We start from the raw sequence: 26,666 nt of genomic DNA on the forward strand, positions 1-26,666 counted from the left end.
GACGGGAGTTACGCAATGCTGTTCGGCAGCCACAAGAACCACCTCCCGACCGCGGACGAGGCCCTTCCGGGCCGCGCCGAGCGCGAGTTCAGGATCCCCGACCGCCACACCGTGCTCGGCAACCCGCTGCTGGGCCCGTACCCGGAGGGCCTCGAGACCGCCGACTTCGCACTCGGCTGCTTCTGGGGCGCCGAGCGCGTCTTCTGGCGCGCCGACGGCGTCTGGACGACCCTCGTCGGCTACCAGGGCGGGCACACCCCGAACCCGACGTACGAAGAGGTCTGCTCGGGCATGACGGGCCACACCGAAGCGGTGCGCGTCGTCTACGACCCGTCCAAGATCTCCTACGAGTCCCTGCTGAAGCTCTTCTGGGAGTCCCACGACCCCACCCAGGGCTTCCGCCAGGGCAACGACACCGGCACCCAGTACCGCTCGGCGATCCACACGCACGGCCCCGCGCAGCAGTCCGCCGCGGAGGCCTCGCGCGACGCCTACCAGAAGGTCCTCACCTCCGCGGGCCACGCGGCCATCACCACGGAGATCCTCCCGGCCGCCCCGCGCCCCTTCTACCCGGCCGAGGGCTACCACCAGCAGTACCTCGACAAGAACCCGGCGGGCTACTGCGGGATCGGCGGTACGGGGGTCTCCTGCCCGGTCGGGGTCGTCAAGACCGACGGCTGATCTCCGCTCCGCGGTCTGCCCGCCCCTCTTGGCTAGGTACGGTCTGACTCGTGCCTGCCGTCACTCGTCGCCTGCCTCGACGGGTGACGGCCGTGGGCCGACCAAGGGGAGCTGATTGGGCATCCCGCCGTCGGACCAAGTGCAAGGTTCCGGAGGAGAGTTCACGTCGGCGCGTGCCGCGGGGGTGATGGAAGCCGCATGCCGGTCGGTCGGACTCGACGCCGAGGGCGCGGAGTTGATCCGGTTCGGGGAGAACGCACTCTTTCGACTGGCTACACACGCGGACTGCGGGACTGGCTGGCCGGGTGACGGCTACTCGTCCAGCTCGGCCATGGCGTCGCGCACCTGCTCGTTGAACTGCTGCACCGCGGCGCTCCCTGCATGCTGCGACACCTCACGCTGGAAGTCCCCAACGTAGCGCTGGAATCGGGAGGACTGGAGGTTGTCACCGCCGTCGACTGCGAGGCCGGCGGTGGTGACGGCCGCTTCGAGTTCGCCGCTGAGCAACTGACTCTGCGCGAGCACCATCCGGCAGAAACCGAGCGTGCGCGCGTACTTCGGGTCGGTGAGGGCAGGCGACGGCACGTTTGACCGATCAGGAACTTCCTGAGGTGAGGACGGCGTTGAGCAGCCCGGGGAAGCGTGTTTCCACCTCGTCTCGACGGACCGTCATGATGCGATGCCGTCCTTCAGCGATCGTCCTGACCAGCCCCGCCTCCCTCAAGACGCGGCAGTGGTGGGAGATTGTCGCGTTGCTCAGACCCAGATCGACCTTCTCCACCACGACCGCACAGTCAACGGGTTCGGATTGCCGGTAAAGCTCGGTCATCATCGCCCGTCTGCCCGGTTCGGCGAGTGCGCTCAGGATCGTGGTGAGGTCCAGCGACTCGATCGAAGGACCGGGAAGCGTACGTGACACGGAGACCTCCACTCCATCATTTGACGCTCATCTAACTGTAGCGTACGGTTTTCTCTATCGATGATTAGCCAAACATCGAACTATGCGCGTAGCAGTGCACCCTGTTCGACACCCGCCAGCGCGTTGACGACGTCGCGCCCCCGACCCCAGGGTCCGCGAAGACACCGAAGGAGACATCGTGCCTACTACTGGGGACGACACCCGGTACCGCCCCGGGGACGATCCGGGGCCGGGTGTTCTCGTGACCGGCGGGACCGGCAAAGTCGGCCGAGAACTGGTGACGCTCCTACGCGGTCACGGCGTGCCGGTGCGGGTGGCCAGCCGCGCACCGGTCGCTGAAGACCCGGACTCGGTGCCGTTCGACTGGTTCGATCGCGGCACCCACGCTGCCGCGCTGGACGGGCAGGACCGGATCTTCCTGGTCACCCCGCCGAACAGCGCCGACCCGGCGGACCCTGTCATTCCCTTCCTGGACGAGGCGCACCGTCGCGGCGTGCGCACGGTCGTGTTGCTGAGCTCCGCTGTGCCTCTGCAGCCCCGTGCACCAGAACTGGCCGCTCGCGTCCGTGACCAGTCCGGCGGGATCGTGCTGCGCCCGTCCGGATTCATGCAGAACTTCCTCAGCCCGCATCCCGTAGGGCGGCAAATCCTGCGAGACGGCGAAATTCGCACCGCAAGCGGTGCGGGCCGCATGGGGTGGATCGATCTACGCGACATCGCTGCCTGCGCCGCTGCGCTGCTGCTGGCCGATCGTGCCGCGCCCCAGGCAGATCAACGCGACTACCTGCTCACCGGCCCCCGGACCCTGAGTTACGTCGAAGCGGCGGCGATAATCTCCGCGACCGCCGCGAAACCGGTCCGCGTGGTCCACACCGACGAGGAAGCGCTGGCCGCGGACTTGCAAACTGTCGGGTTCTCTGCGGAATTCGCCGCAATCTACGCCAGGGCTGAGGCCGGTGCTCGATCGGGCCGCGACGACGTGGTCAGCACCGCGGTGCCCGACCTGACGGGCCGGCCAGCCCGCACGTTCGAACAGTTCGTCCGGGACCACGCGGCCGGATGGTCCACGGCAGCCGCGTGAGCGCACACCCAGCTCTGTCCGGTCACCGCGCTACCCCACGATCCGCCCATCCCGACGTAACGACACGATCACCCGGTGAGGAAGGAACGCTCGATGAACACGACCGCACACGACCTCGGCAGCCGCGCCTACGCGGCCTTGCTGGCTGGAGACTGGCCAGCCCTGCGGGCGTTGCTGCACGACGACGCAACCTGGACCGTGCCCGGCGACCACGCCATATCCGGCACCGCAGTCGGCGCCGATGCCGTCATCGCCCAGATGCAGAAAGTGGCCGACCACGGCGTCCAATTCCGGCTGGAACGCCTGCTGACAAGCCGAGGAAATCTGGCACTGATACAGCACAACACCGGCCGCCGTGGCGACGTCGTCCTCGACGAACACCTCGCCACGGTCTGCCGGCTACGCGATGGACGCATCGCCGAGATCGAAACGTTCGCCGATGACGTACCGGGAATGAACGCCTTCTTCGTCTGATGCCTCAGTAATGCGACGCCCCGGCACGAACATCCTGGCCTTGACCGGCACCAAGCCTCTGCCTTGCGGCTCGGGCCTTCGGGAGTCCTGGGTCTCGTTGCGTTCGCCCTCGTCCCGAACGACTTCGACAGAGCCGATGGCTTCCTCGGCGATCAGCGCTTCGATCCGCTGTCATGGAGAGTCCTTGCGCGTGATAGGACGCTCCCCCATGTCGCGTGCAAGTTCCTCCAACTCCTCTTCGTCGGCTCGGATTTCCATAGCGGCTGCGGGGGCCTGACCTGCGCACGACGAACGGGCCTGCGGGTAACGGATCAGTCGGTCGACGGGCCTGCACACGGCCGCGTGTACGTAGCCCCGGTCCTGACTGATCCGGCAGTAGACCGCCGCTCGCCTCGTGCCTGCTGTCGAGTTCGCCATGGGTCACACAGGTACACCCTCGTAGGTACGGGGGTCTCCTGTCCGGTCGGGGTCGCGCCGGCGGGCGGGGCGTGACTGCGCGCTGACCGCGCGCGTCCGAGTTACGGTGCTCATCGGCGAGTTCGACTTCGGGGAACACTCGGGGCCCGGTGCGCACACGGCCCCGCATGCACGGCGCTGAGGGACCGCGTCCGGCGCCAGACAGGCGGACGGTGGCCGGGAAGCCACCCCTTTGACCTTGACACGGTGGCAAGGCCTTCACTGCTTGCCGAGGAGGTGGTCCCGATGACCACGACGACACAGGACGCGGTCGCGGCGCGAGCGCTCAAGGGCCTGGAGGACGGCCGCTCGTCGGTGCGGCTGCGGGCGGCGCTGGCGGTCGGCACGACCCCGGATCCCCGCTTCGTCGACAAGCTCGTCGAACGGTGCGCGATCGAGCCCGAGTTCTTCGTCCGCGACATGCTGACCTGGGCGCTCACCCGCCACCCGGTGTCCGTGACCCTGCCCGCGCTGCTCCGCGAAGTCCGCTCGGAGCGTGCGCAGGCACGGAGCCAGGCGCTGCACACGCTGTCCAAGATCGGGGACCGGCGGGCGTGGCCGGCGATCACACGGGCGCTCCTGTCCGACGCCGACGAGGAGGTGGCGCGGAGCGCCTGGCGGGCCGCGGTCGTGCTCGTACCCGAAGGCGAGGAGTCCGGACTGGCCGCCGCGCTGGCGACGCAACTCGGGCGTGGTGAGCGGGAGTCGCAGCTGAGCCTCAGCCGGGCGCTGGCCGCGCTGGGCGACGTCGTCGTCCCCGCAGTGCGTGCTGCGGAGTCGGCCCCCGACCGGCATGTGCGCGCGCACGCGCTCGCCACGGAACGGCTGCTGCGCGATCCGGACACCGGATTCGACTTCGCGATCGAGGAGGCGAAGCGCGTCGTGGCCCTCGGCGGGTCCGGCCGGGAGGCGGAGCAGGAGTGCTGATCGGTGAGGTGGCGCGCCGGTCCGGGGTCAGTGCCCGCATGCTCAGGCATTACGAGTCGCTGGGGCTGCTGCGGCCGTCGGGCCGCAGCGGCTCCGGCTACCGGGAGTACTCCGGCGAGGACATCCGGCGGATCTTCCACATCGAGAGCCTGCGGTCGCTGGGGCTGTCGCTGCGTGAGATCGGGCGCGCGCTCGACGAGCCCGGCTTCGCGCCTTCGGCGCTCGTCGACGATCTCATCCGGCGTACGCGCGAACGTATCGCGGCCGAGACCGAGTTGCTCACACGGCTCCGCCGGATCGACGCCGCGGAACCCGGCGACTGGGAGGACGTGCTCCAGGTCGTCGCGTTCCTCCAGGCTCTGGGGTCGAAGAGCGCCGGGGCGCGCCAGCGTGCGGCCCTCTCCACGGCCGATGAGGCCCCGGTGCCGGTGGAGGCCCTGGTGGAGGCGGTGCTGAGCGAGACGGAGCCGAACGTCGCCGGAGCGCTTCGTTGGGCCCTGGCCCGGTCGGGCGAGGGCGGCACGGCACTGCTGGCGGAAGGCCTCGGCTCATCGGTGGCCGCGGTGCGGGAGCGTGCCGTTCAGTCCCTCGCCGAGATGCCCGGTGCGGAGGCCACCGCCCGGCTGCGGGACGCCCTCGCGAACCCCGACGCCGTGGTCCGCGGTCATGCGGCCCTGGCGCTCGGGACTCGTGGAGTGGCCGATGCGCTCCCGACGCTCATCGACATGATCGTGGAAGGACGGAACGACACCGACGCGGCCGACGCACTGAGCATGCTGGCGGGCGACACGGCGACGGCGGAACGGATCGCGACCGGTCTCGTCGGCCACCTGGGCCGCGACACCACCGAGGCGTCCGCGCGCGTACGGCTGACCCAGGCGCTGGCGGACATCCCGGGGGCCACGGCGTCACGCGCGCTCGTGGAACTCGCGAATGACGGGAACCGGGCCGTTGCGCTGACCGCGGCGTACCTGCTTCAGCTGCGCGACGCACGGTGACGCGACGCACGGTGACGGATCTCGCCCCTCGCATGCCTCGGATGAGGCTCGAACACGCTCAGTTCTTCCGGTCGTTCACGGCCACGACGACTGTCAGTGCCGTGCCCGCGACGAGCGGCACGACGAGTGCCGCGAACATCCAGCCCGGCACATCGGGATCGGGCGTGGAGCGCCACAGCACCGCGCATCCGACGAGGAACGAGACACCGACGCACGCGTTGAGCACCAGCAGCGCTCGTGCGGAGCGGCGGGCCGAAGCGCGGCTGCCGGGCCGGTTGAGCGTCTGAAAGGGCACGCCGGCGACCCGGGCCGCGTGTCCGTGGGGCATCTCGTTGCGCGGCGTCAATCGCAACGTCAGCTCCGCGCAGGCGGTTACGAGCACCGTCACCCCCACGTAGACGAAGACCAGCACGAAGGCGCTGCCGACCGACCGGGCCGCCCATGCGTCCACACCGTGAACGCCGATGTGCTTCGGTATCCGGTCCGGCAGATGCGGGTAGCGCACCGCGCCCCAGGTGACCAGCGTGGCGAGCAGGACGATGCTGGGCAGCAGCCATGGCCGAACGGAAGGGGAGAGCACCATGGAGCCGATTGTGACAGCGGCACGAGTGCTGGTGGTCGGGCTCGATCCCGCCAAGCTCGACGGCTGGGACCCGGAGCCGGTGCAGGCCGCGATAGCGCGCGGCCGGGCCCGTTTCGACGAGTCGGGCATCCGGGCCGACTGGTGTCTGGCGGCACTCGACGAGAACCCCGAGGAGGCGATCGTGGAGGCGCTGACCCGCGAAGAGTACGACTGCGTGGTGATCGGCGGCGGCATCCGTACGCACGAGCCGCTGCTCGAACTCTTCGAGAAGGTGGTCAACCTGGTCCGGCAGCACGCGCCCGGCGCACCGATCGCCTTCAACACCAGCCCCGAGGACTGCGCCGACGCGGCCCTCCGGTGGCTGCACCTTCCCGGGCAGTGACGTGGGCAGTGACGTGGCGTGGGCAGTGACGTGACGTGGGCAATGACGTGACGTGGGCAATGACGCTGGCGGTGACGCGAGTTGCCTGCTGCTCGCCTGTGGTCCGCCGCGGGCTTCGTCGTACGCACCCGCGCCCGGTACCGCCGCGCCCGGCGAGCCCGGGCGTGCACCGACAAGGGAGGAGGGTCCGTTGATCGCCTCATCGCCCCAGGGAGAGGTCGAAGTCCCGGAGTGCGTCCGGGAGTTGGCGGCAGGGCGGTCGTTGGAGGCCGTCTGGAGGAACGAGATCGGCGGCTTGACCTTCCGGGTCGGCGACGGAGACGCTGCGCAATTCGTGAAGTGGACGCCCGTGGGCAGCGGCGTCGACCTGTCGGCGGAAGCGGTACGCCTTCGCTGGGCGGCGGACTTCACCGTTGTGCCTCATGTGCTCGACGAGGGCTCGGACGAGACCGGGTCGTGGATGGTCACGGCAGCGCTGCGCGGGCGGACGGCGGTCGACGACCGCTGGAAGCGCGAACCCGCCACGGCGGTACGGGCCATCGGCGAGGGACTGCGGGCGATGCACGAGGAACTGCCCACAGCGGACTGCCCGTTCGACTGGTCCGCCGGCAGGCGCCTGGAGACCGCGCGTGCGCGGGCGGCGGCGGGCGGAATCGACATGGCGTACCGCCACGCGGACTTCCGGCACCTGGGCACCGCCGAGCGGGCCCTCGACGTACTGGCCGAACCGCCGCCGGTCGACCGGCTCGTCGTCTGCCACGGTGACGCCTGCGCTCCCAACACCCTGATCGGCGACGACGGCACGTGCAGCGGGCACGTCGACCTCGGCGCGCTTGGACTCGCCGACCGCTGGGCCGACTTGTCGGTCGCCACGTGGAGCACGCAGTGGAACTACGGGCCGGGCTGGGAGGAACCGCTGCTCGACGCCTACGGCATCGAGCCGGACCCCGCGCGTACCGCCTACTACCGGCTGCTGTGGGAACTGGCGGACTGAGCCAACGGGCCCTGACGGCCCGGTACTTGACGCTCACCGGGCGCCCCGGGCCCCGGTACCCCGCGCCCGCACCTCGACGCCGAGCAGGCCGGCTGGGCGGGGCGGAAGGGCGGCCGCCGGTGAGCGAACGCCCGCGTGAGTGCTCAGTCGAGGCAGAACTCGTTGCCCTCCGGATCGGCCATCACGATGTGGCCCGCGCCCAGCGGCGGAGCGGGCTCGTGGCGCCGGAGACGGGTCGCACCGTGGTCCGCCAGCCGCTCCGCCTCCGCCTCCAGGGCCGCCATGCGCGCGTCGCCCGCGAGGCCGGGGGCGGCCCGTACGTCGAGGTGCACACGGTTCTTGGCCTGCTTGCCCTCGGGCACCCGCTGGAAGAACAGCCGCGGCCCGCGGCCCTCCGGATCGGTCACCGCCGAGGCGTCGTTGCGCCTCTCGGGCGGTACGCCCAGCGCTTCGAGGGCCTGCTCCCACGAGTCGAAACCGCCGGGCGGGTCCTGGAGCCGGTAGCCGAGGGCCTCGGCCCAGAACGCCGAAAGCCCGGCCGGGTCGGCGCAGTCGAAGGTGAACTGGAGCTCCCGTGCCATCTCAGCTCGCCTCCCGCCGGGTCTGCCGGGGCGTGTGCAGGTAGAGATCGCGCAGCAGGCACACCTCGGAGAGATGGTGGATCAGCTCGCGGTTGATGTGCACGACGAGCGCCGCCAGCGGATGTTCGGCGTACGGCCCCTCGGCCGCACCGCACGGACGGGAGAGCCCGGCCTCGCCGAGGGACTCCACGCCGGCGGTCCAGGCGGCGTACTCCGCGTCGAGCTGGGCCAGGGCTCCCGCCGCGGTCTCCGCGTACTCGAAGGACTCGTAGTCGGTGGGCGCGCGGCCGAAGTGCGACGCGTTGCGCATCGCGAGCACGCCGACGATCACGTGCCCGAGCCGCCAGGCGATCGTCGTGAACGGGGCCGGATCGGGCTGGGGGAAGGCGAAGTCGATGGTCATCGCGCCGGATCCGGCCCGCACCGGTGCGTCACCGGTGCCGCGGGGGCGTACGTTCCAGCAGCCGGGCACCGGCTCCCAGAAGCACTCGTCGTCGGTGAGTCCGCCGAGGCGGTCGCGAAGCTGGTGGGTCCAGTGCCATTCGGTCTGGTCCCGCAGCAGGGCGTTCCAGTTCTGTTCGGTCATGGGGGCAGCCTTGCCCATATCGCGGACAGAGTCGTTCCGCGTTCTGTGGAACGATCGGCGCGTGACTGCGGAGGGGACGACCGAGCGGGTGCTGCGGCTCCTGGCGCTGTTGCAGCGCCGGGCGTCCTGGACCGCCGCCGAGCTGTCAGCCGAACTGGGCGTCACGGACCGCTCGGTGCGGCGCGACGTGGAGCGGCTGCGCGCCCTCGGCTACCCGGTGCGCGTGGCGCCCGGCGTCGGCGGCGGCTACCAGCTCGGCGCGGGCGCCCGGCTTCCGCCGCTCCTCCTCGACGACGGGGAGGCGATCGCGACGGCGGTGTCCCTGCGGCTGGCGTCGGGGGGCACGGTGGCCGGGGCGGGCGAGGCCGCGCTCCGGGCGCTCGCGAAGCTGGACCAGGTGATGCCGCCCCGGCTGCGCGCCGAGGTACGGGCGGTGCACGGCGCCACCGAGACCCTCGTCGGCCCCGGGGTCGAGATCGACGCGGAGCTGCTGGTGACCCTCGCGCGCGCCTGCCGCGATTCGGTACGGGTGCGGTTCCGGTACGCCGGGCGCCGCGGTCCCGTGGACAGGGGCGGGCGCGGGGGCGGAGGCGAGGGCGAACGGGAGCGGGAGCGGCACCGCGGGCGCGAACGGGACGGCGAGCGGGAGCGGCACCGCGGGCGCGAGCGGGAGCGCACGGTCGAGCCGGTGCGGATGGTCGCCACCAGCCGCCGCTGGTATCTGATGGCCTGGGACGTCGACCGCGACGACTGGCGCACCTTCCGGCTGGACCGGATGCGCGAGGTGGTGGCGACGACGTGGCGCTTCCGGACGAGGGAGCATCCGGACCCCGTGGCGTACGTGCAGCGGTCCGTGACGGAGGCTCCGTACCGGCATCTCGCGCGGGTACGGGTGCACGCACCGCCGGAGCGCGTGCGGGAGTCGGTGCCGCCCCAGGTGGGGCGGGTCGAGGACGACGGCGACGGGTGGTGCGTGCTCGTCGCCGGCGGGGACGACCTGGACTGGATCGCCGTGCACGTGGCCAGGCTGGGCCACGAGGCGGAGGTGCTGGAACCCCCGGAGCTGCGGGAGGCCGCCGCGACGCTCGCCCGCCGCCTCGCGTCGATGGCCGGGAGCGGTTGACGGACCCGGGTGACGGGACCGGACAGCGAGTCCGGACAACGAGACGGGATAACGGGACCGGATAACGGGACCGGGACCGGCTACGGGGAAGTCGACGGGGCCAGATAGGGCAGCATCTTCCGGATCGCCACGGCCGCGTGCCACGAGGCGATTCTGTGGTGGTCGTCGTTCTTCCCGGCTCCGGCGTCGTCGGAGACGCCTCGTACGACGATCCAGCCTTGCAGCCGCCCGGACGCCGCCGACTGTTCGTGACAGGCGGCGCTGAGACCGCCCGATTCCATGTCCACGGCGAGGACCTTGTCGTTGAACGCCGCCAGATATCGGAGCGTCTCCGCCTCGTGGTCCGCGATGACCGCGTCGCCCGAGCCGATCGGTCCCGTCCACATCCGCATGTCGTGCGATGTGCCGGCGGGGTCCTCGACGGTGAATTCGGCGGGGTCGTGGTCGCTGAAGAAGGCGTTCACGGCATGGCCGACCGCGGGCGGTGCCACGCGTTCCTCTCCCCTGTGCCGGATGCCCTCGCCGGTTTCCTTGCGGAGGTCGTAGTAGACGATCCGGTCCGATACGACGACGTCTCCCAGCGCAAGTTCAGAACGGATCGCGCCGCCGATTCCGACCAGCGCGAAGATCCGCGGGTCGTGGTGCCGTCGCAGATTCTCGTACGCCGCCATGGCGGACCGGTTTCCCTGTGCGAGGGCGCGGGTCGCGACGACTTTCAGCGAAGTACCGCCGGCGTCGGCTTCTCCCTCGTAGAAGTGGAGTCCGCCGATGCGGCGGCTTCGCAGTCCGAGCGCGAGACGCACCGCCTGTGTCTCCTCGCTGAGGACGGTGATGATCCCGACGTCCCAGCGGCTCTCTTCGTCGTCGTCGCCCTCTTCGCCGCCGCCGTCGCCGTCGCGGGCCGGGGACGCCGAATTCCCGGGGCGGCCGCGGCCCCTGCCGCCGTGGTCGTTGGTCTGCCGGACGTCGCCCACGCTGTCGTTCTGCACGATGCCGCTGTTGTTGCCGATGTTGACACTGCGGTCGCTGTGGTCGTTAACGACCGTCGAGATGCGCAGAAGATATTCGTCCATCTTCTCCCAGATGGCCAGAACGTTCTCCCGGTTCTTTCCACCGTCGATGAGCGTGGTCTTCGGGCGGGAGATGCTGGCTGCATGCACCCGGCCGTCCTCGTCCACGGTCAGGGTTATGCTCTCGCCGAAAGTCCCGGAGAATAACCTGTTGAACGCGAGCGCCGTCAGCCCTTCCATGACTCCGGCGTTCGGCCCCGGGGATTCCCGGTATTGATACACGGCGTGCACGGTGAAGGTGCCCGGATCCGATGACGTGACCGAGAATCCGCACGGCTGCATCGCATCGTGACCTGCCTGGAAGATTCGTTCCCGGGAGGCTTTGTAGAGCCTGGAGTCCTTGTACTGTGCGGTCATTCTGCTGTCCCCGTTGAATATGCATCGGATTGGATCGGGTCGCACGCACCGGGTGTTTTCGCGGCTGGATCACGGCAATTCGGCGCCCGACACCCTACCGCCTGCGGACCGTGCCGGACCCGGGATTCCCGCCGTCCCTGCCCCGTCCCTTCCCGTCCGTTTCCCCCACCGCTCCCGCAACTCCCCGCAGCTCCGCGCCGCTCCGCGCGCTCCGGCGCCGGGCGGCCTTGCGGGCCCACCGCCTGATGTGTCGCAATCCTGAACGCGCCACGGTGGACGGCCGCCCGCGCTCGCCGGACCACCGCGCCCGACTCGGACATCGGCACAAGGGGGGACCGTGACCACGAGCCAGGACGTCACCGTCGGTGGGCTGCTCATGCTGGAATACGAGCGGGTCAAGGGGGAGCAGCAGGCCCGTATCGGGTTCCGCGACAACCTCCTCTACGCCACGCTCGCCTCCATGGCCGCGGTCGTCACCGCCGTGCTGCAACGGGACGGACAGGCAGCGCTGTTGCTGCTGCTGCCTCCGGTGTCCGTCCTCCTCGGGTGGACCTATCTGGTCAACGACGAGAAGATCTCCGCCATCGGCCGCTACGTACGCGAGGAGCTCTCGCCCCGGCTCGCGGACCTGACCCGCGAACAGGGGCGGGAACGGGACCAGGAACGGGACCAGGAACCGGGCCAGGAACCGGGGCTCGGGCAGCGCGGAGGTCAGGGCGGAGGTCAGGGCGGGCAGCGGATCGCCGAACTGGACGCCGAGCGGGGGCAGTTCGGCGGCGGGACGCAGATCTTCGGCTGGGAGACGTCCCACCGGAACGACGGCAGGCGTCGGTCGCGCAAGCGCCTCCAGCTCGCGGTCGATCTGATCACCTTCTGCGCGGCGCCCGTCGCCGCCGTCGTCGTGTTCTGGTCGGCGGGTCCCGTAAGAGTCCCGCTCGTCGCGCTGTCCGTGGTGGAACTGGCCGCGGTCGCCGTCCTCGCGGCCCAGATCGTGCTCTACGCGGACCTGCGCGGGCGCTGACCCTCGACGGGCGCTGACCCTCGACGGACGCTGCCCCTCGGCGGGCAACGGGTCGGCGCCGGGCGCCGACGGATCCGCGGAGGGCGCGTCGCGACGGGGTGCCGCGGGGTATGCCGCAGGGGACGTGCCACGCAGTGCTCGCGGTACGCGGGCGCAGGACCGGCGAACGGGACCACGCGAACCGACGACGGACCGACGACAGATCGAAGAGGGACCGAGGACGGACCGAGGACGGACCGAGGACCGACTTACGAAGCACCGACGAAGCACCGACGAAGGAGCAGCATGCTGAACGCCTTCACCATGCGCCTCCCGACCCCCGACGAGGCACTGCCCGGCCGCACCGAGCGGATGTTCTCCGTACCGGAGAAGCACGCCGTGCTCGGCACCCCGCTCCTCGGCCCCCGCCCGGAGGGCTTCGAGACCGCGGACTTCGCGCTCGGCTGCTTCTGGGGCGCCGAGCGGCGGTTCTGGCGAACTCCCGGTGTGTGGACGACGGTTGCCGGATTCCAGGGCGGCAGCACGCCGAACCCGATCTCCGAGGAGATCGCGGACGGCCGCACCGGGCACGCCGAGACGGTACGCGTCGTCTTCGACCCGTCGAAGGTGCCGTACGGGAGGCTGCTGAAGCTCTTCTGGGAGTCACACGACCCGACGCAGGGCTTCCGTCAGGGCAACGACGTCGGCACGCACTGCCGTTCGGTGCTCTTCCACCACTCCGCCGCCCAGCGGGCCGCCGCGCACGAGACGCGTGAGGCGTACCAGCGGCTGCTCAGCCGGGCCGGATACGGCGCGATCACCACGGAGATCGTCCCCGCGGAGGGCCACCCCTTCTATCCGGCCGAGGCGCACCACCAGCAGTATCTGGAGCGGAATCCGCTGGGCTACTGCGGTCTCGGCGGCACCGGGGTCCCCTTCGCGGCGTAGGCACGGGGCACCGGACGCGGTCCGCTCAGGGCCCGCGGTCCGCTCAGGGCTCCTCGCCCGTGCCGCCGCCGGACACGTCTCCCTGAGCCATGTCTGCCTGGGACCCGTCTGCCTGGACCACGTCTGCCTGGACCACGTCTCCCTGTGACCCGTCGGCCCTCCCCCGCGGTGTCCCGGCCGTGTGGCCCAGGCGGGCGGAGAGCCGTCCGCCCGCTTCGCGGGCCAGCGGTACCAGCGCGAGGAGTTCGTCGCGTCCTGCCCGTACCGACGGGATCGAGATGCTCAACGCCGCCGCGACCGCGCCACGGTGGTCGCGCACCGGGACCGCCATCGCCACCACTCCGGGCACGCGTTCCTCCAGGGACAGTGCGAAGCCGTCCTCCCTGATCGACGCCAACTCGGCCGCGAGGGCGGCGGGTTCGAGCTCTTCGCCGCCGTCCGCCGTGGGGAGCGGCCCGTCGAGTACGCGCCGCCGCAGCCGTTCGTCCGCGAAGGCGAGCAGCAGCTTGCCGGGGGCGCCCTGGTAAGGAGGCCGCGGCGAGCCCAGGTCGGTGTAGGTGCGCCGCAGCGCGTGCGGGGACTCCGCCTGCGCGATGGTGCGCCTGCTGGGCAGGTCGTCGAGGATGTGGAGGCCGACCGTCTCGCTGCTGCGGTCGCGCAGCCAGGCCATGACGGGCCCGGCCTGCGCCTCCAGCGAGATCTGCTGCCGTGCCACGTCGGCCAGCCCGAGCAGGCGGGGGCCGAGGCAGTAGCTCGTCGTCTCCGGCACCTGCGTCAGCAGGCCGTGCGAGACGAGGGCCGTCACCAGCCGGTGCGCGGTGCCGCGCGCGAGCCCGGTGGCGCGGGCGAGTTCGGAGACTCCCACGACGGGACGGGCGGTGGAGAAGACCGACAGGAGAGCCATGGCCCTGTCGATGGACTGCACGCCGGGCGCGCTGCCCGGCACACCGTTCTGGCTTGGCTGAGCCTGCCGGCCGTGCCCGCCGTCCCGGCCCGTACGGCCGCCCTGCTCGTTCCGGCCGCCGCCCTGCCCGTTCCGGCCGGAACGGGCGTCCTGACCGGTCCCTTCGTCCGCCACGTTGTCCGCCACGCCGCTCGCACTCTCCCCCGGACCTTCGGCACCGGGTCTTGCGCCCGGCCGCCCGGCGACCCTATCGTGCCCGCGATTCAAAACGTCGTACCGCATTATGGGCACCCCTTTCGGGATCGGTACGCGGACAGAGGCGGGCAGGCGCTACCGACGGGAGGCCGGCGTGGACACGACGACGGCGACTGGACAGGGGACGGAGCCGGAAGGCCGACCGGAGACGGGCACCGGGACGGGTGCGGAGACGAATACGGAGACGGGCGCCGGGACGGGTGCGGGGACGGGTCCAGACGCGGCGCACGACCGCCAGGAGCGCTTCGACCGGATCCGCGGCCGGGCCGGACTGCTCCTCGGCCCCCTCGCGTTCGCCGTGGTGCTGCTGGCCGGGGGCGAACTCCCGCCCGCGCAGCGGTCGCTGGCCGCGATCTTCGCGCTGGTGATGATCTGGTGGATCTCGGAGGCCGTACCGCTCGCGGTCACGGCTCTGCTCGCCGTTTCGCTGTGCGTGCTGCTGGGCGTGGGCGACGAGGACACCGTCTTCGGCGCCTTCGGCAACGACACGATCTTCACGTTCCTCGGCGGTTTCGTGATCGCCCGCGCGATGACCGTGCACGGCCTGGACCGGCGGATCGCCCTGCGCATGCTGGCGGTGCCCGGCGTGGTCCGCTCCCCCGCGCGCACCATCGTCGTCTTCGGCGGTCTGGCCGCCGCGATATCCGCGTTCATCTCCAACACGGCGACCGTGGCGATGCTCTTCCCGATCGCGCTCGGCGTCATCGGCGCCGTCAGCTCGATCAGCACGTCCCGGGGCGGCGGAACGGAGGCGGCCTCCGGCACGGAGGGTACGTCCGGCACGGACGAGGGGAAGGAGGGGAAGCGCGCCTCCGTCACGGACCTGCGCCGCTCGCGCATCAGCGTCGCGCTGCTGCTGGCCGTCGCCTACGGGGCGAGCATCGGCGGGCTGTTCACACCGGTCGGCGCACCGCACCAGCTCATCGGACGCCAGCTCGTCGAGAAGCAGACCGGCGAGACCGTCGGGTTCCTCGACTGGGTGCTGCTCTTCGCGCCGATCGTGCTCGTCATGTTCGTACTGCTGTGCCTGGTCCTGCTGTTGCTGAACCGGCCGGAGACCAGCCGGCTGGAGGGAGCCGAGGAGTACGTCGCCGCCGAACGGTCGCGGCTCGGCCCCTTCAGCCCCGGCGAGCGCAACACCTGTGTCGCCTTCGCGGCGGCGGTGCTGCTGTGGACCGGGCCCGGCATCCTCCAGGCGGTGCTCGGCGAGCATCACGCACTCGTCGAGTGGGTGGTGGCACACGTCACCGAAGGCGTGGCGGCGATCCTGGCGGCCACGCTCCTCTTCGTGCTTCCGCTCCCGCGTCCGGCAGGCGTCCCGTCGGGCGCCCGGCGCAAGGCGACCCTGGAGTGGGCCGACGCCGCGCGGATCGACTGGGGCACGATCCTGCTCTTCGGCGCGGGCATCGTGCTGGGGACGCTGAGCTCGGACACGGGGCTCGCGGAGACGCTCGGCGACGGGCTCTCCGAACTCATCGGCGTCTCCTCGCTGACGAGCGTGACGATCCTCGCCGCGGTCACCGCGCTGGTGATCTCCGAGACGACGAGCAACACCGCGAGCGTCGGCATAGTGCTGCCGATCGTGCTGCCGATGGCGCAGGCGCTCCACGTGGATCCGCTCATCCCGGGCCTGGTCGCCACGGCCGCTTCCGGCTACGGGTTCATGCTCCCGGTCTCCACTCCGCCCAACGCGATCGTCTACGGCTCGGGCCTCATCCCCATTACGCGGATGGTCCGTTCAGGACTGGTCTTCGACGTGATCGGCGTGACGGTCCTGGTCGCCGGGGTGCTGACACTGGCTCCGGTGGTGGGGCTCTGACCGGCCCGGGGCGACAAGCGGCAAGTGACAAGCGGCAAGCGGCAAGGGCCACCGGGCAACCGGCAAACCACAGACGGCAGATGACAGGTGACAGATGACAGGTGACAGATGACAGGTGACAGATAGCAGACGACCGACAACAGACGACCGATGACCGACGACCGATGACCGACGACCACGGCGATACGCGGGAGGACGAAGCACCGCAGTGGAAAGCACCCGAATCACCGAGGTGATCGACGAAGCCGTCCAGCGGCCTCTGCCCGAGGACGTACTGGCGATGGCACGCCGCACCTTGCTCAATGTCACGGGCACCGCGATCGGCGCCGCGCGGCACCCTGCCGTGGACGCGATCACGGCCGGTTCGACCGGGAGCGCACGCGTCCCGGGCCGGGGCGGGAGGGTCGCACCCGTCGACGCCGCCCTCGCCACCGGGACGGCCGCCCATCTCGACGACTTCGACGACACCCATCTCGCGACCGTCATCCATCCGGGAGCCGCCTGCCTCGGCGCGCTGGCCGCGCTCGAACCGGAGGCGGGCGCCGCGTCCGCCACCGAGGTGCTGACCGCCTACGCGTGGGGATGTGAGCTCCAACTCCGCCTGGGCATGGCCGTTTCGCCCTCGCACTACGACCTGGGCTGGCACATCACCGGCACCTGCGGGGCGTTCGGTGCCGCCGCGACCTCCGCGCTGCTGCTCGGACTGCGCGGGCATCGGCTGGCGACGGCGCTGTCGTGGGGGATCTGCCGGGGACTGGGCACGCGGGAGGGCTTCGGCACCATGACGAAGCCGTTCCACGCGGGCAAGGCCGCGGCCAACGGCGTACTCGCGGCACGGCTGGCCGCCGCGGACGCACCGGCACCGCCGGTCGGTACGGCGCTCGACGGTTTCGTACGGCGGCTCACGAGGGAGTTCGACGAGGAGGCGTTCCTCGGAGGGCTCAACGGGCCGGGCGGGCCCGGGAGTTCGGGCACTTGCGAGGCCACCGGGAGCGGGAACGGCACCGGCACCGGCACCGGCACCGGCTGCCGGTTCGAGCTGCGGCGCAACACCTTCAAGCCCTATCCCTGCGGGATCGTCACGCACCCGGCCATCGAGGCCGCCGAACACCTCGCCGCGTCCGTACGGGACGCGGGCGGCCCCGACGCGGTGACCGACGTCGCGTTGCACTGCCACCCGCTGGTGCCCGAACTGACCGGCAACGCCGACCCGTTCGACGGACTTCAGGCCCGGTTCTCCACGGTGCACGGCGTCGCGGCCGGGCTGCTGCTGGGCGTCGTGGACCTCGGGGCGTACGAGGACGGCTTCGTACGCTCCGAGGCGATGAAGCAGCTCCGCGCCAAGGTGCGTCTGCTCGCCTCGCCGGAACGCGACCGTGCCGAGGCCGGGATCCAGGTCACCACCTCCGGCAGCGAGACGCTGCGGCACCACGTGCCCGCGGCACGGGGCAGCGAGCAGCAGCCGATGACGGACGCGGACCTGCGCACGAAGGTCTCCCGGCTCGTCGAACCGGTGCTGCCCGGCCGGACCGGCGCCGTGACCGAGGCCGTCGCGGCCGACGGACCCGGCTACCTGACCACCCTCATGACCGCCTGCGCCGAGGAGGAGAACTGATGGCGGACGTCAGCGCCTCGCTTGTCCGATTCGCCGTGACGACGGGACAGCCGGTGCCGGACGGACTGCGCTCCGCGGTCCACGGACTGCACGCGCCTCCGCCCGGCACCGCGTCCGGGACCACCGACACCCCTTCCCCTGCCGCCACTTCGGCTCCGGCGGACGGCACCGGCCTGGAGAAGTGCCTGGCCGCGCTGCGCTCGGCGTACCCGCCGGAGGACGCCCGTACGTACGTGCTCGAAGCGGCGGCGGCACTCACGCACTCCGGCGTCCACCCGCTGGTGGCGGCGACTGCGGCCGTGGCCGCGAACCGCAACGCGGCGCGTGCCGCGGAGGCGACGGTGCTCGGCTGCGAGGTCGCGTGCAGGCTGGCGGCCTCACTCGGTGTACGCCCGGACGCGCTGGCCGTCGTCGGCGCCGCGCTGGCCGGATCGACCGCCCCCACGAGCGGGCTGCACGCACTCGGGCTCGCCGCCACGCAGTCCACGACGGTCAGCGCGGGCGACGACGAGCGGGACGAGGTCACGGCGCTGCGCGCGGCCCTGGCCGCGGCGGACGGACTGGAGGCCGCCCTCCTCGGCGAACGGGGCCTCACCGCCCCACCACACCCACTCGAAGGACGACGCGGCCTACTGGCCCTGCTCTCACCCGAGGCCGAACCACGGGCCCTGACCGACAACTTGGGCACGCGCTGGCTCGCGGAAGACGTCCTGCGGACGACCTGACACGCCCCGACGCCCCGGGCGAGGCCCGGTTACCGGCCCGGCGACCCGGCCGGGCGGGGCGGAGCCCGACGCCGCCCGACCGAGACCGTCGACGGGCGGACCCGCCCCGCGCTCACCTCCCGCGGGCCCGCGGGCCCGCGGCGTCCGCCGCCGAACGCCCCCTGCCCTGGGCAGATCTGCTGCGGGCCGAGAATCCGGTCGCGGGCGTCCCCGCGGGCCAAGAGTGAAGTGAGCGCGGCGACTTCCGCCGCGCCGCGTCACGGCAGGAGGTCCCATGTCCCCACTCGTAGCCCCGCAGGAACAGCCCTCGGCACGCAGTTCGCCGCATGCGTCGCCACGCATGGCGTCCGCACCCACGTCACCACTCGCGCACTCGCACGCGTCCCCGCTCGCGCACTCGCACACCCCCTCGCCGCCGCGCGCCGAGGAGGGCGACACCCCTCCGTCGCGCTTCGACGACCATCTCGCCGCCCAGCTCCTCAACCAGCGCATCGTCTTCCTCGGCAGCCAGGTCGACGACGTCTCCGCGAACCGCGTCTGCGCGCAGTTGCTGCTGCTCTCCGCCGAGGACCCGCGTACGGACATCAGCCTGTACGTCAACAGCCCCGGCGGCTCGGTCACTTCGGGACTGGCGATCTACGACACGCTGCGGCTGATCCCCAACGACGTGTCCACGCTCGCCATGGGATTCGCCGCCAGCATGGGCCAGTTCCTGGTCACCGTGGGGGCGGCGGGCAAGCGCTTCGCGCTGCCCAACTCGCGGATCATGATGCATCAGCCCTCGGCCGGCATCGGCGGTCCCGCCGCCGACATCGCCATCCAGGCCGAGAACCTCGAATACATGAAGCGGTCCATCGAGCGGATCACCGCCGAGCACACCGGCCAGAGCGAGGAGACGATCTCGCGGGACGGCGACCGCGACCGCTGGTTCACGGCCGAACAGGCCCTGGAGTACGGAATCGTCGACCGGGTCGTGCAGTCGCTGGACGACGTGCGCCCCGCGGCCTCGAAGCGGAAGGTGGGTCTCTGAGATGAGCCAGTACACGATCCCGACGGTCGTGGAGCGCACCCCGCACGGGGAACGCGCATACGACATCTACAGCCGACTCCTCTCCGACCGCGTGATCTTCCTCGGGACCGAGATCGACGACGGCGTGGCCAACGTCGTCATCGCCCAGCTGCTCCACCTGGAGTCCTCGGCACCCGAGCGCGAGATCGCGATCTACATCAACTCCCCCGGCGGCTCCTACACTTCGCTGACCGCGATCTACGACACGATGACCTTCGTCGGCGCTCCGATCTCGACGTTCTGCGTCGGCCAGGCGGCGTCGACGGCCGCGGTGCTGCTGGCCGGCGGGGACTCGGGACGACGCTTCGTACTGGGCCACTCCCGGGTGCTGCTGGGGCAGCCGGCGAGCGGCGGCAGCCGGGGCACGGTCTCCGATCTGGCCGTCGAGGCCAAGGAGATGGCACGCATCCGCTCCGAGGTGGAGGAGATCCTCTCCCGGCACACGCACCACGACGTCGCGACGCTGCGCGCCGACATGGACCGCGACAAGATCTTCACCGCGCACGAGGCGGTGGAGTACGGGCTGGCCGACGAAGTGCTCAGCAGGCGGCAGCTCGCGGGCGTCGCGGCCTGAGCGACACCCGCGTCACGTGCGTGCGGCGGCGCGCGAACGCCCCGCCGCCGCACGCCCGATGAGACCCACCACCGCTCACACGGCGGGGACCCGACCCTGCTCACGCAGCGCACCAACCACCGCCGATGCGTGACCGATTGCCGCTCACGCAGCGGACCGACTACCACCAATGGACCGACTGCCGCTCACGCGGCGAGACGCACGTCGCCTTGCCTCGGGGCGGCCCCACGGCGCAGCGACGGCCGGGCACCGGCGGACGATTGCGCACCGTTCCCCGGCGTACCGCTCCGCCGGAACGCCGTCCGCACGGGCTGCGCCGTCCTTACCGGCGGGGCCAACTCGCTCTGCACACGCGTCAGTACGTCGCCCAGCCCCAGGCCCAGTGCGTGCGCGGCGGCGGCGAGGACCTCGGACGAGGCCTCCTTACGGCCGCGCTCCACCTCGGAGAGATAGGGCATCGAGATACGGGCCGCTTCCGCGACGTCCTTGAGCGTGCGCTGCTGGGCCACGCGTTCACGGCGCAGCACCCCGCCGACGAGGTGCCGCCACAACGGCTCCCTGGCCTCCCGCTCGTCCGCACCCCCGCCGGGGCCACGGGCCTGCGAGGCACCGGGCCGCAACGCGATGACACGGCCCTCGCGGGCGCCGCGGGCCCCGCGCACCGCCGCGGCCTCACTCGCTTCACCGGCCTCGCGGGCCTCGGACTCCGTGTGTTCGTCCTCGTGGCTGCTCACCACTTCAGATTAGAAGCGGCCCGCCGTACGGAAAGGGGGCCCGGAGCCGTTCCGCCACCGGCGTAACCGGACGCGGCACCAGCGCACCGGCAGCACCCCGCGGCGAGGCCACGGCCGGGAGTCTTACCGCCGTCGCCCGGGTACCCGCACGTCAACGCAGTCCGGCGCACGTCAGCGCACATCAGCACGTGTCAGCGCACGTCAGCGCACATCAGGCTGCCGCACCGACCACGGAACGGACGAAGATGACGCTTAAGCACCCGGCCGAGCGAGGCGGCGACGAACGAGGCCGCTTCGAGCGTCTCGCCGAGACGGCTTCCAACATCACCGGTTCACCGGCCTTCTACGGCTTCTGCGTGCTCCTCATCGCCGCGTTCGTGGCCGTGCACCTGGCGGGCGTCCCGGTGGCCTGGATGATCTTCGTCGGCGACATGATGGCCGCCGTGAGTCTGCTGCTGCTGGCCCTGCTGAAGAACACCGAACGGCGCGCGGAGCACGCGCTCCAGCGGAAGCTGGACGCGATCGCGGCGGTGCTGCTGGAGCAGAGCGAGGGGGGTTCGCACAGGGCACAGGAGAATCTGCGCAAGGCGATCCGCATGGACGAGGACGTGTGAAGGGCGCTTCGCCGCTACTCCCATGAAGTACCGGTCGCCGCTACGCCCATGAGGTACCGGGGCGACGCAAGTGAGTCGGGACCGGTCCCGCACGGGCGGCCGGTCAGGGACCGGGGCCAAGCGGCCACGCGACCAAGCAGCCTTGCGACCAAGCGACCAAGCGGCCGACGGCACCGGTGGCTCCGGTGCCGTCCGCCGTGGAACGGACTGCGCGGCCTCGCGCACCTGGATCAGGACGTGGATCAGGACGCCGACAGGACGGCCGCTCGCCTCGTTCCGTACGGGGAGCCGGACTTGCTCCCCACACCCCTCGAATCACCGGCGCGGCCCGTCCCCTGCCGCGCGTGCCCCGGAGGGCGGGGGCTCCGCCGGCGGCGAGGCCCCCTCCGGGCCATGTCCCCCATGGCACATGGCCCTTGGCGCATGCCCCCATGGCGCATGGCCCTTGGCGCCGGCCCCGTGCGGAGCCGTTTCGCCCGAACGTCAGCTGTTGGCCGCCGTGTTGATCATCTCGCGGGCCTTGGCCTCGCTCTCGTCGTAGCGGTCGGGGAAGGCCGAGCGCTGAACGCTCTGGGCGAGCTGCCCGGCGGTCATGCCCGGGTCTCCCTGGTCGTTCGGGATGGCCTGGTCGAGGAAGGCGTTGGTCGCGTAGACCGGGTCCATGACCTGCTCGGGCGTGCCCCAGCCCTGGCTCGGCCGCTGCTGGAAGACGCCGAGGGAGTCGCTGTCGCCACAGTTGAGGTTGTTCATGTGGGACTCGACCCAGCCGGTCTCGAAGGCGGCCAGCATCACCTTGTCGTTGACACCGCGCTGGGTCGCGACGTCGTGCACGGTGTTGATGATCGCCGCGTCGAAGTCCGGCGGGACGGCGCACTTCTCGTCGAGGATCTCGGCGTTGGCCCGGTGGTGCTTGCCCTCGGTCTCACCGGCGCTGGCCTGCACGGCCAGTCCGCCGGCGACCAGCACGCCGACGGCCAGGGCCGAGGCGCCGCGGATGACCGCCTTGCGTCTGATCTTCGTCTTGAACGTCATTGGGTCTTTCCTTCCAGGTGGGGACAGGAACGCGCGTAGATACGCATCCCTGCTGGCGCGGAACCCAGTAACCCCTCGCCACTCCCCCGGCCTTCCGGTGACCTGCGGAAGTGCGAGCAATCGATTTCGTTGCGGGACCGTACAAGCCTGACCGAGACACGTCAACGAACGATGGTTTCCACACTTCAGGCACAAGGAACAGATCCGAAAATGGCCGCTAGAAGCGGAAAATGACCCGCCAATCGGCCACTGTCCCGGCGCGGAATTCGCAGGTCACTCGCGACGATCTTCACGAAATCGATTTCCCACAAGCCTCCGCAGGGGCCCGCCACCTTGATCAACTACCGCCCGGGGGCGCGGCGTTCGTGACACCTGTCATTTGTCTAGTTGTATCGACCATCGATATATTTCCTTGTGGCGTGCACCGACCTGGGTACGCAACCTCGGCGCCGAGCCCCACCACCCGGGCCGCTCCGCACGGATCCGCACGACCGAAGGGACGCCCCTGACATGAACGGGCCGGAGACAGCCATATCCCAGGCATCCGCCGGGCCGGACCGCACCGACCACGCGGACAGCACCGACCACGCAGACAGCACCGGACGCACCGACTCCAGCACCCCGGCGACCGGTACGTCCGGGCACCCCGGAACATCCGGGCCGGACGCCGGTCACACCCCCCACCCCCGTACGCAGAGCCCCTTCCGTCAGCCCAAGGCCGTATGGGCCGTGGCCTTCGCCTGCGTGATCTCCTTCATGGGAATCGGCCTCGTCGACCCGATCCTGCCCGCGCTCTCCAGCCAGCTCGACGCCACCCCGAGCCAGGTCACGCTGCTGTTCACCAGTTACCTCGTGGTGACGGCCGTGGCCATGCTGATCACCGGCTGGGTCTCCAGCCGGCTCGGCGCCAAGCGGACCCTCGTCGTCGGCCTCGTCCTGATCGTCGTCTTCTCCGCGCTGGCCGGCACCACCGGCACCATCGACGGGATCATCGGGTTCCGCGCCGGATGGGGCCTGGGGAACGCCCTGTTCATCGCGACGTCCCTCGCCGTGATCGTCGGATCGGCCAGCGGCGGCTTCGCGGGCGCGATCGTGCTGTACGAGACGGCGCTCGGCGTCGGCATCGCCACCGGGCCGCTGCTCGGCGGTCTGCTCGGGCACGTCAGCTGGCGCGGGCCCTTCTTCGGAGTGGCGGCGCTCATGGCCGTGGCGCTCGTGGCGACCGCCGTCCTCCTCCCCCGTACGAAGGCGCCCGAACGCCCGGAGTCCCTCGTCGAGCCGCTCGCGGCGCTGCGGCACCGCGCGCTCGCGACCACCAGCGTGACCGGGCTGCTCTACAACTGGGGCTTCTTCACGATGCTCGGCTACGCCCCGTTCCTGATGGACCTCGACGCGATCGAGCTGGGCTGGGTCTTCTTCGCGTGGGGCCTGCTCGTCGCCGTCTTCGCGGTGTTCGGGGCGCCGGCGCTGCGCGGCTGGTTCGGCACGCCCCGCACCCTCTACGGCAATCTGCTCTTCATGGCCGCGGACCTCGCCGTGATCGGGGTCTTCCCGGACGAGCGCTGGGTCGTGATCGGCGCGGTGATCGCCGCCGGCGCCTTCATCGGCGTCAACAACACCCTTGTCACGACAGCGGTGATGAGCATCGCGCCGGTGCCGCGTCCGGTCGCCTCCGCCACGTACGGCTTCGTGCGCTTCATCGGCGGCGGTCTCGCGCCCTTCGCGGCGGGCAAGCTCGTCGAGCACTACAACGCGCACGTGCCGTTCATCCTCGGAGCCGTGAGCGTCACCGCCGGTGCCGTGCTGCTCTCGACGGTGCACCGCGCCCTCGACGATGCGGACCGGGCGGAGGCCTGACCATCCGGGTCGCCGGGCCGCCGGCCGGTCCTCTTCCTCCGGCCATCGGCCCGGGTGCCCGTCCGCCCGTCTGCCCGGGTGCGGGTACGGCCGGACGACGACTGCATGACCCCTACCGCGTCGGGGACCCGGTCCGGGAAAGGGAGAACCCTCGTCGCGCCGTGCGCGCCGTGCGCGGCGGCGTGGAAGGAAGTGGCCAGAAATGCGCATCGCCTTTCTGATGGCCCCTGAAGGGGTCGAGCAGGTCGAGCTGACGGAGCCGTGGAAGGCCGTGAAGGACGCCGGGCACACGCCCCGGCTGGTGTCCACGACGCCCGGCCGCATCCAGGCCTTCGACCACCTCGACAAGGCCGACACCTTCCAGGTGGACCAGACCGTCGACGAGGCCTCCGCCGAGGAGTACGGCGCCCTGGTCCTGCCCGGCGGCGTGGCGAATCCGGACGCGCTGCGCCTGGACGACGACGCCGTGCGCCTGGTGAAGACGTTCTGCGAGACGGGCAAGCTCGTCGCGGCGATCTGCCACGCCCCGTGGACGCTGATCGAGGCGGACGTCGTACGCGACCGCAGGCTCACCTCGTGGCCGAGCCTGGAGACGGATCTGCGCAACGCGGGCGCTCACTGGGTCGACGAGCAATGCGTCGTCGACGAGGGCACGTACACGCTCGTCACCAGCCGGAAGCCGGACGACCTGAAGGCGTTCAACGACGCCGTGGTGACCCAACTCGGCTGATCCGTCGGGCTGTTGAGGTCCGTGACATCCGGCCCGGAAGATCCGGCCGGGCGGTCGGCACCGGAAGACGCCGGAAGACGCCGGAAAGAGAAGGACGCGGGGCCGGGCTCGTTGAGCCCGGCCCCGCGTCTCATGCACGAACGGTGCGGATCAGACGGCCGATCCCGCCGTCCACTCCGCCCAGCTCATGTTCCAGCCGTTGAGGCCGTTGTCCGGCTGCACGGTCTTGTCCGGGGAGCCCTTGACCTCGACGATGTCGCCGACCAGCGAGTTGGAGAAGAACCACGCGCCGTCGGTGCTGTTGTCGTGCGCCCCGCGGGTGTCCTTCAGGCCGACGCATCCGTGGCTGGTGTTGCCCGAACCGAAGGGCGCGCCCCAGTAGTTGCCGTGGATGAAGGTGCCGGACGTCGACAGGCGCATCGCGTGCGGCACGTCCTTGATGTCGTAGCCCTCTTCGCCCTTGCGCCCGAAGCCGACGGTGTCGCCGTCCATCCGGGTCTCCTTGTGCTTCTCGGCGATGACCATCTTCCCGTTGTACGTCGGGTTGTCGGCGCTGCCGGCGGAGATCGGGATGGTCTTCAGCTTCTGCCCGTCGCGCACGACGGTCATCTGGTGGCTGTTGACATCGACGGTGCTGACCTGCGAGCGGCCGATGTTGTACGTGACCTTCTTGTTCTGCACGCCGGTCATGCCCGCGGCGCCCTTGACGCCGTCGAGCCGGAGGTCGAGGGTGACCTTGGAGCCCGGCTTCCAGTACTCCTGCGGGCGGAAGTCGAGGCGCGTGTCGTTGAACCAGTGCCCGACTGCCTTCTGGCCGCTGGTCGAGTTGACCTTGATCGCGGACTGGACGGCCTTCTTGTTCGTGATCGACTTGTCGAAGTTGATCGAGACCGGCATGCCGACGCCGACGGTCTGGCCGTCCTCACCGGCGTAGGTCCCGACGAAGCTGTTGTCGGGCGAGACGGTGGTGAACATCGAGTTCTCGACGGCCTTCCGGCCCGCCGAGTCCTTCGCCTTGGCCGTGATCTTGTACTGGGTGGCGCGCTCCAGCTGCTGCTGCGGCTTCCACGACTTGCCGTCCCCCGACATCGTCCCGGTGACGCTGGTGCCGCCCTCGACGGCGGTCAGCCTCACGTTCGTGAGCTTGCCCTTGCTCACCGAGACGTCGCCGCCGTTGTTGATGCTCGCGCCCTCCGATCCGTCCTTGGACGCGATCTTTATTCGGGCCTCCGAACTCTTCTTCCCGTGGGCCTCCGCGTTCGCGTTCTTCGCGTCGTCGCCGCCACCGGACGCACTGCACGCACCCAGCGCGAGTACACCGCCGAGCACCGCTGCCGTGGCCACAACGGCCTTGCGGTGCCTACCCAGCGTCGTCACAGGCTTCTCCCATTGCGTCAGAATCCCAAGCTCCCCGATATCGCCGCGTACACCCCCCGCCGGACAACCCGGACATGTGTGGACCCAGCTCTACGGGATGGAACGCTCCGGGGCTGGTGACCGGTTCCACGAGTTACAAAACTGTGTTCCAGGCCACGTACCCGTGCGGAAAGTCCCGGGAATACGGCCCTGACCGGTGCG

Annotated in this window: 27 protein-coding genes and 2 pseudogenes; 19 read left to right on the forward strand and 10 right to left on the reverse strand. The window is 71.0% G+C overall.

The genetic code is table 11. The features are described from left to right. Positions 1 to 15 precede the first annotated feature (15 nt). Complete coding sequence (gene msrA / locus HCC61_RS05900; RefSeq protein WP_169134188.1) at positions 16 to 681, forward strand: peptide-methionine (S)-S-oxide reductase MsrA; 666 nt, start codon at positions 16 to 18, stop codon at positions 679 to 681. 139 nt (positions 682 to 820) lie between these two features. Next, positions 821 to 958 (forward strand): annotated as a pseudogene (locus HCC61_RS30545) (aminoglycoside phosphotransferase family protein); the annotation flags it as partial. A gap of 35 nt (positions 959 to 993) precedes the next feature. On the opposite strand, the pseudogene HCC61_RS05905 reads toward HCC61_RS30545, so the two are convergent. Further along, a pseudogene (locus tag HCC61_RS05905) lies at positions 994 to 1,248 on the reverse strand (sporulation protein); the annotation flags it as partial. 28 nt (positions 1,249 to 1,276) lie between these two features. Continuing rightward, positions 1,277 to 1,600 (reverse strand): helix-turn-helix domain-containing protein, encoded by a 324-nt coding sequence (locus HCC61_RS05910; protein WP_169134189.1) that lies wholly within the window; start codon positions 1,598 to 1,600, stop codon positions 1,277 to 1,279. A gap of 241 nt (positions 1,601 to 1,841) precedes the next feature. On the opposite strand from HCC61_RS05910, the gene HCC61_RS05915 reads away from it, so the two are divergent. From HCC61_RS05915 to HCC61_RS05930, 4 genes are all read left to right on the forward strand, one after another. After that, entirely contained in the window at positions 1,842 to 2,681 is an 840-nt protein-coding gene (locus HCC61_RS05915; protein ID WP_346777043.1) for an NAD(P)H-binding protein, read from the forward strand. Positions 2,682 to 2,774: 93 nt separating this feature from the next. Further along, the gene (locus tag HCC61_RS05920) at positions 2,775 to 3,155 is read left to right on the forward strand and encodes a nuclear transport factor 2 family protein (protein ID WP_169134191.1); all 381 of its coding nucleotides are present in this window, start codon (positions 2,775 to 2,777) and stop codon (positions 3,153 to 3,155) included. A 702-nt stretch (positions 3,156 to 3,857) separates the two neighbouring features. Then, positions 3,858 to 4,538 (forward strand): HEAT repeat domain-containing protein, encoded by a 681-nt coding sequence (locus HCC61_RS05925; RefSeq protein WP_169134192.1) that lies wholly within the window; start codon positions 3,858 to 3,860, stop codon positions 4,536 to 4,538. After that, a complete protein-coding gene (locus HCC61_RS05930; protein ID WP_169134193.1) occupies positions 4,532 to 5,536 on the forward strand; it encodes a MerR family transcriptional regulator in 1,005 nt (334 codons plus the stop codon). Before HCC61_RS05925 ends, HCC61_RS05930 begins: the two co-directional genes overlap by 7 nt. Before the next feature lie 58 nt (positions 5,537 to 5,594). Here HCC61_RS05930 and HCC61_RS05935 read toward each other — a convergent pair whose 3' ends face one another. Continuing rightward, entirely contained in the window at positions 5,595 to 6,119 is a 525-nt protein-coding gene (locus HCC61_RS05935) for a DUF1648 domain-containing protein (protein WP_169134194.1), read from the reverse strand. 10 nt (positions 6,120 to 6,129) lie between these two features. Here HCC61_RS05935 and HCC61_RS05940 point away from each other — a divergent pair, with 10 nt between their 5' ends. After that, the gene (locus HCC61_RS05940; RefSeq protein ID WP_346777044.1) at positions 6,130 to 6,501 is read left to right on the forward strand and encodes a hypothetical protein; all 372 of its coding nucleotides are present in this window, start codon (positions 6,130 to 6,132) and stop codon (positions 6,499 to 6,501) included. Positions 6,502 to 6,691: 190 nt separating this feature from the next. Beyond that, positions 6,692 to 7,495: an aminoglycoside 3'-phosphotransferase gene (locus HCC61_RS05945; RefSeq protein WP_206322135.1), complete on the forward strand. Its 804-nt coding sequence runs from the start codon at positions 6,692 to 6,694 to the stop codon at positions 7,493 to 7,495. A 143-nt stretch (positions 7,496 to 7,638) separates the two neighbouring features. Here the strand turns inward: HCC61_RS05945 and HCC61_RS05950 are convergent, their stop codons facing one another. Together HCC61_RS05950 and HCC61_RS05955 are read right to left on the reverse strand one after the other, a co-directional pair. After that, positions 7,639 to 8,076: a VOC family protein gene (locus tag HCC61_RS05950; RefSeq protein ID WP_169134196.1), complete on the reverse strand. Its 438-nt coding sequence runs from the start codon at positions 8,074 to 8,076 to the stop codon at positions 7,639 to 7,641. 1 nt (position 8,077) lies between these two features. After that, on the reverse strand, positions 8,078 to 8,662 hold the full coding sequence (locus tag HCC61_RS05955; protein ID WP_169134197.1) for a DinB family protein: 585 nt from the start codon (positions 8,660 to 8,662) through the stop codon (positions 8,078 to 8,080). Between the two features lie 61 nt (positions 8,663 to 8,723). On the opposite strand from HCC61_RS05955, the gene HCC61_RS05960 reads away from it, so the two are divergent. Continuing rightward, positions 8,724 to 9,785, forward strand: coding sequence for a WYL domain-containing protein (locus HCC61_RS05960; RefSeq protein ID WP_169134198.1), 1,062 nt, complete (start codon positions 8,724 to 8,726; stop codon positions 9,783 to 9,785). An 80-nt stretch (positions 9,786 to 9,865) separates the two neighbouring features. Here HCC61_RS05960 and HCC61_RS05965 read toward each other — a convergent pair whose 3' ends face one another. Further along, positions 9,866 to 11,212 (reverse strand): hypothetical protein, encoded by a 1,347-nt coding sequence (locus HCC61_RS05965; protein WP_169134199.1) that lies wholly within the window; start codon positions 11,210 to 11,212, stop codon positions 9,866 to 9,868. Positions 11,213 to 11,549: 337 nt separating this feature from the next. On the opposite strand from HCC61_RS05965, the gene HCC61_RS31450 reads away from it, so the two are divergent. Continuing rightward, the gene (locus HCC61_RS31450) at positions 11,550 to 12,233 is read left to right on the forward strand and encodes a hypothetical protein (protein ID WP_346777045.1); all 684 of its coding nucleotides are present in this window, start codon (positions 11,550 to 11,552) and stop codon (positions 12,231 to 12,233) included. 285 nt (positions 12,234 to 12,518) lie between these two features. Then, a complete protein-coding gene (gene msrA, locus HCC61_RS05975; RefSeq protein WP_169134200.1) occupies positions 12,519 to 13,160 on the forward strand; it encodes a peptide-methionine (S)-S-oxide reductase MsrA in 642 nt (213 codons plus the stop codon). A gap of 43 nt (positions 13,161 to 13,203) precedes the next feature. On the opposite strand, the gene HCC61_RS05980 is transcribed toward msrA (HCC61_RS05975), so the two are convergent. Then, positions 13,204 to 14,250 carry an IclR family transcriptional regulator gene (locus HCC61_RS05980; protein WP_169134201.1) on the reverse strand — a complete coding sequence of 349 codons (1,047 nt, stop codon included), beginning with the start codon at positions 14,248 to 14,250 and terminating at the stop codon, positions 13,204 to 13,206. Between the two features lie 163 nt (positions 14,251 to 14,413). Here HCC61_RS05980 and HCC61_RS05985 point away from each other — a divergent pair, with 163 nt between their 5' ends. The 5 genes from HCC61_RS05985 (at position 14,414) to HCC61_RS06005 (ending at position 20,121) form a co-directional block, all read left to right on the forward strand. Beyond that, positions 14,414 to 16,138 (forward strand): SLC13 family permease, encoded by a 1,725-nt coding sequence (locus tag HCC61_RS05985; protein ID WP_169134202.1) that lies wholly within the window; start codon positions 14,414 to 14,416, stop codon positions 16,136 to 16,138. A gap of 208 nt (positions 16,139 to 16,346) precedes the next feature. After that, positions 16,347 to 17,753 (forward strand): MmgE/PrpD family protein, encoded by a 1,407-nt coding sequence (locus tag HCC61_RS31455; protein ID WP_169134203.1) that lies wholly within the window; start codon positions 16,347 to 16,349, stop codon positions 17,751 to 17,753. Continuing rightward, complete coding sequence (locus HCC61_RS05995) at positions 17,753 to 18,478, forward strand: MmgE/PrpD family protein (RefSeq protein ID WP_169134204.1); 726 nt, start codon at positions 17,753 to 17,755, stop codon at positions 18,476 to 18,478. The genes HCC61_RS31455 and HCC61_RS05995 overlap by 1 nt, the downstream gene beginning before the upstream one ends. Positions 18,479 to 18,752: 274 nt before the next feature. After that, positions 18,753 to 19,508 (forward strand): ATP-dependent Clp protease proteolytic subunit, encoded by a 756-nt coding sequence (locus HCC61_RS06000; protein WP_240968498.1) that lies wholly within the window; start codon positions 18,753 to 18,755, stop codon positions 19,506 to 19,508. A gap of 1 nt (position 19,509) precedes the next feature. Beyond that, the gene (locus HCC61_RS06005) at positions 19,510 to 20,121 is read left to right on the forward strand and encodes an ATP-dependent Clp protease proteolytic subunit (protein ID WP_169134205.1); all 612 of its coding nucleotides are present in this window, start codon (positions 19,510 to 19,512) and stop codon (positions 20,119 to 20,121) included. Between the two features lie 185 nt (positions 20,122 to 20,306). Here HCC61_RS06005 and HCC61_RS06010 read toward each other — a convergent pair whose 3' ends face one another. Continuing rightward, on the reverse strand, positions 20,307 to 20,741 hold the full coding sequence (locus tag HCC61_RS06010) for a helix-turn-helix transcriptional regulator (RefSeq protein ID WP_169134543.1): 435 nt from the start codon (positions 20,739 to 20,741) through the stop codon (positions 20,307 to 20,309). Positions 20,742 to 21,100: 359 nt separating this feature from the next. On the opposite strand from HCC61_RS06010, the gene HCC61_RS06015 reads away from it, so the two are divergent. Next, on the forward strand, positions 21,101 to 21,469 hold the full coding sequence (locus tag HCC61_RS06015) for a hypothetical protein (RefSeq protein ID WP_169134206.1): 369 nt from the start codon (positions 21,101 to 21,103) through the stop codon (positions 21,467 to 21,469). Between the two features lie 483 nt (positions 21,470 to 21,952). Here HCC61_RS06015 and HCC61_RS06020 read toward each other — a convergent pair whose 3' ends face one another. Further along, positions 21,953 to 22,501, reverse strand: a complete 549-nt coding sequence (locus HCC61_RS06020; RefSeq protein WP_169134207.1) for a hypothetical protein — start codon at positions 22,499 to 22,501, stop codon at positions 21,953 to 21,955. A gap of 510 nt (positions 22,502 to 23,011) precedes the next feature. Between HCC61_RS06020 and HCC61_RS06025 the strand changes: the two genes are divergently transcribed. Together HCC61_RS06025 and HCC61_RS06030 are read left to right on the forward strand one after the other, a co-directional pair. Beyond that, positions 23,012 to 24,358, forward strand: coding sequence for an MFS transporter (locus tag HCC61_RS06025; RefSeq protein ID WP_169134208.1), 1,347 nt, complete (start codon positions 23,012 to 23,014; stop codon positions 24,356 to 24,358). A 202-nt stretch (positions 24,359 to 24,560) separates the two neighbouring features. After that, positions 24,561 to 25,088, forward strand: a complete 528-nt coding sequence (locus HCC61_RS06030) for a type 1 glutamine amidotransferase domain-containing protein (protein ID WP_169134209.1) — start codon at positions 24,561 to 24,563, stop codon at positions 25,086 to 25,088. A gap of 150 nt (positions 25,089 to 25,238) precedes the next feature. Here HCC61_RS06030 and HCC61_RS06035 read toward each other — a convergent pair whose 3' ends face one another. Next, on the reverse strand, positions 25,239 to 26,465 hold the full coding sequence (locus tag HCC61_RS06035; RefSeq protein ID WP_169134210.1) for an Ig-like domain-containing protein: 1,227 nt from the start codon (positions 26,463 to 26,465) through the stop codon (positions 25,239 to 25,241). Positions 26,466 to 26,666 lie beyond the last annotated feature (201 nt).

Origin of the sequence: Streptomyces sp. HNM0575 (genome assembly GCF_012726265.1) — a bacterium.
In the GTDB taxonomy this organism is placed as follows: Bacteria; Actinomycetota; Actinomycetes; order Streptomycetales; family Streptomycetaceae; genus Streptomyces.

What these genes read in the sequence shown, in the direction of transcription:
- HCC61_RS06000 (WP_240968498.1), top strand. Translation starts at nt 18,753, where the DNA reads ATGTCCCCACTCGTAGCCCCGCAGGAACAGCCCTCGGCACGCAGTTCG.
- HCC61_RS06030 (WP_169134209.1), top strand. Translation starts at nt 24,561, where the DNA reads ATGCGCATCGCCTTTCTGATGGCCCCTGAAGGGGTCGAGCAGGTCGAG.
- msrA (WP_169134200.1), top strand. Translation starts at nt 12,519, where the DNA reads ATGCTGAACGCCTTCACCATGCGCCTCCCGACCCCCGACGAGGCACTG.
- HCC61_RS05955 (WP_169134197.1), bottom strand. Translation starts at nt 8,662, where the DNA reads ATGACCGAACAGAACTGGAACGCCCTGCTGCGGGACCAGACCGAATGG.
- HCC61_RS05925 (WP_169134192.1), top strand. Translation starts at nt 3,858, where the DNA reads ATGACCACGACGACACAGGACGCGGTCGCGGCGCGAGCGCTCAAGGGC.
- HCC61_RS05965 (WP_169134199.1), bottom strand. Translation starts at nt 11,212, where the DNA reads ATGACCGCACAGTACAAGGACTCCAGGCTCTACAAAGCCTCCCGGGAA.
- msrA (WP_169134188.1), top strand. Translation starts at nt 16, where the DNA reads ATGCTGTTCGGCAGCCACAAGAACCACCTCCCGACCGCGGACGAGGCC.
- HCC61_RS06015 (WP_169134206.1), top strand. Translation starts at nt 21,101, where the DNA reads ATGACGCTTAAGCACCCGGCCGAGCGAGGCGGCGACGAACGAGGCCGC.
- HCC61_RS05920 (WP_169134191.1), top strand. Translation starts at nt 2,775, where the DNA reads ATGAACACGACCGCACACGACCTCGGCAGCCGCGCCTACGCGGCCTTG.
- HCC61_RS06020 (WP_169134207.1), bottom strand. Translation starts at nt 22,501, where the DNA reads ATGACGTTCAAGACGAAGATCAGACGCAAGGCGGTCATCCGCGGCGCC.
- HCC61_RS05950 (WP_169134196.1), bottom strand. Translation starts at nt 8,076, where the DNA reads ATGGCACGGGAGCTCCAGTTCACCTTCGACTGCGCCGACCCGGCCGGG.
- HCC61_RS05935 (WP_169134194.1), bottom strand. Translation starts at nt 6,119, where the DNA reads ATGGTGCTCTCCCCTTCCGTTCGGCCATGGCTGCTGCCCAGCATCGTC.
- HCC61_RS05995 (WP_169134204.1), top strand. Translation starts at nt 17,753, where the DNA reads ATGGCGGACGTCAGCGCCTCGCTTGTCCGATTCGCCGTGACGACGGGA.
- HCC61_RS06005 (WP_169134205.1), top strand. Translation starts at nt 19,510, where the DNA reads ATGAGCCAGTACACGATCCCGACGGTCGTGGAGCGCACCCCGCACGGG.
- HCC61_RS06025 (WP_169134208.1), top strand. Translation starts at nt 23,012, where the DNA reads ATGAACGGGCCGGAGACAGCCATATCCCAGGCATCCGCCGGGCCGGAC.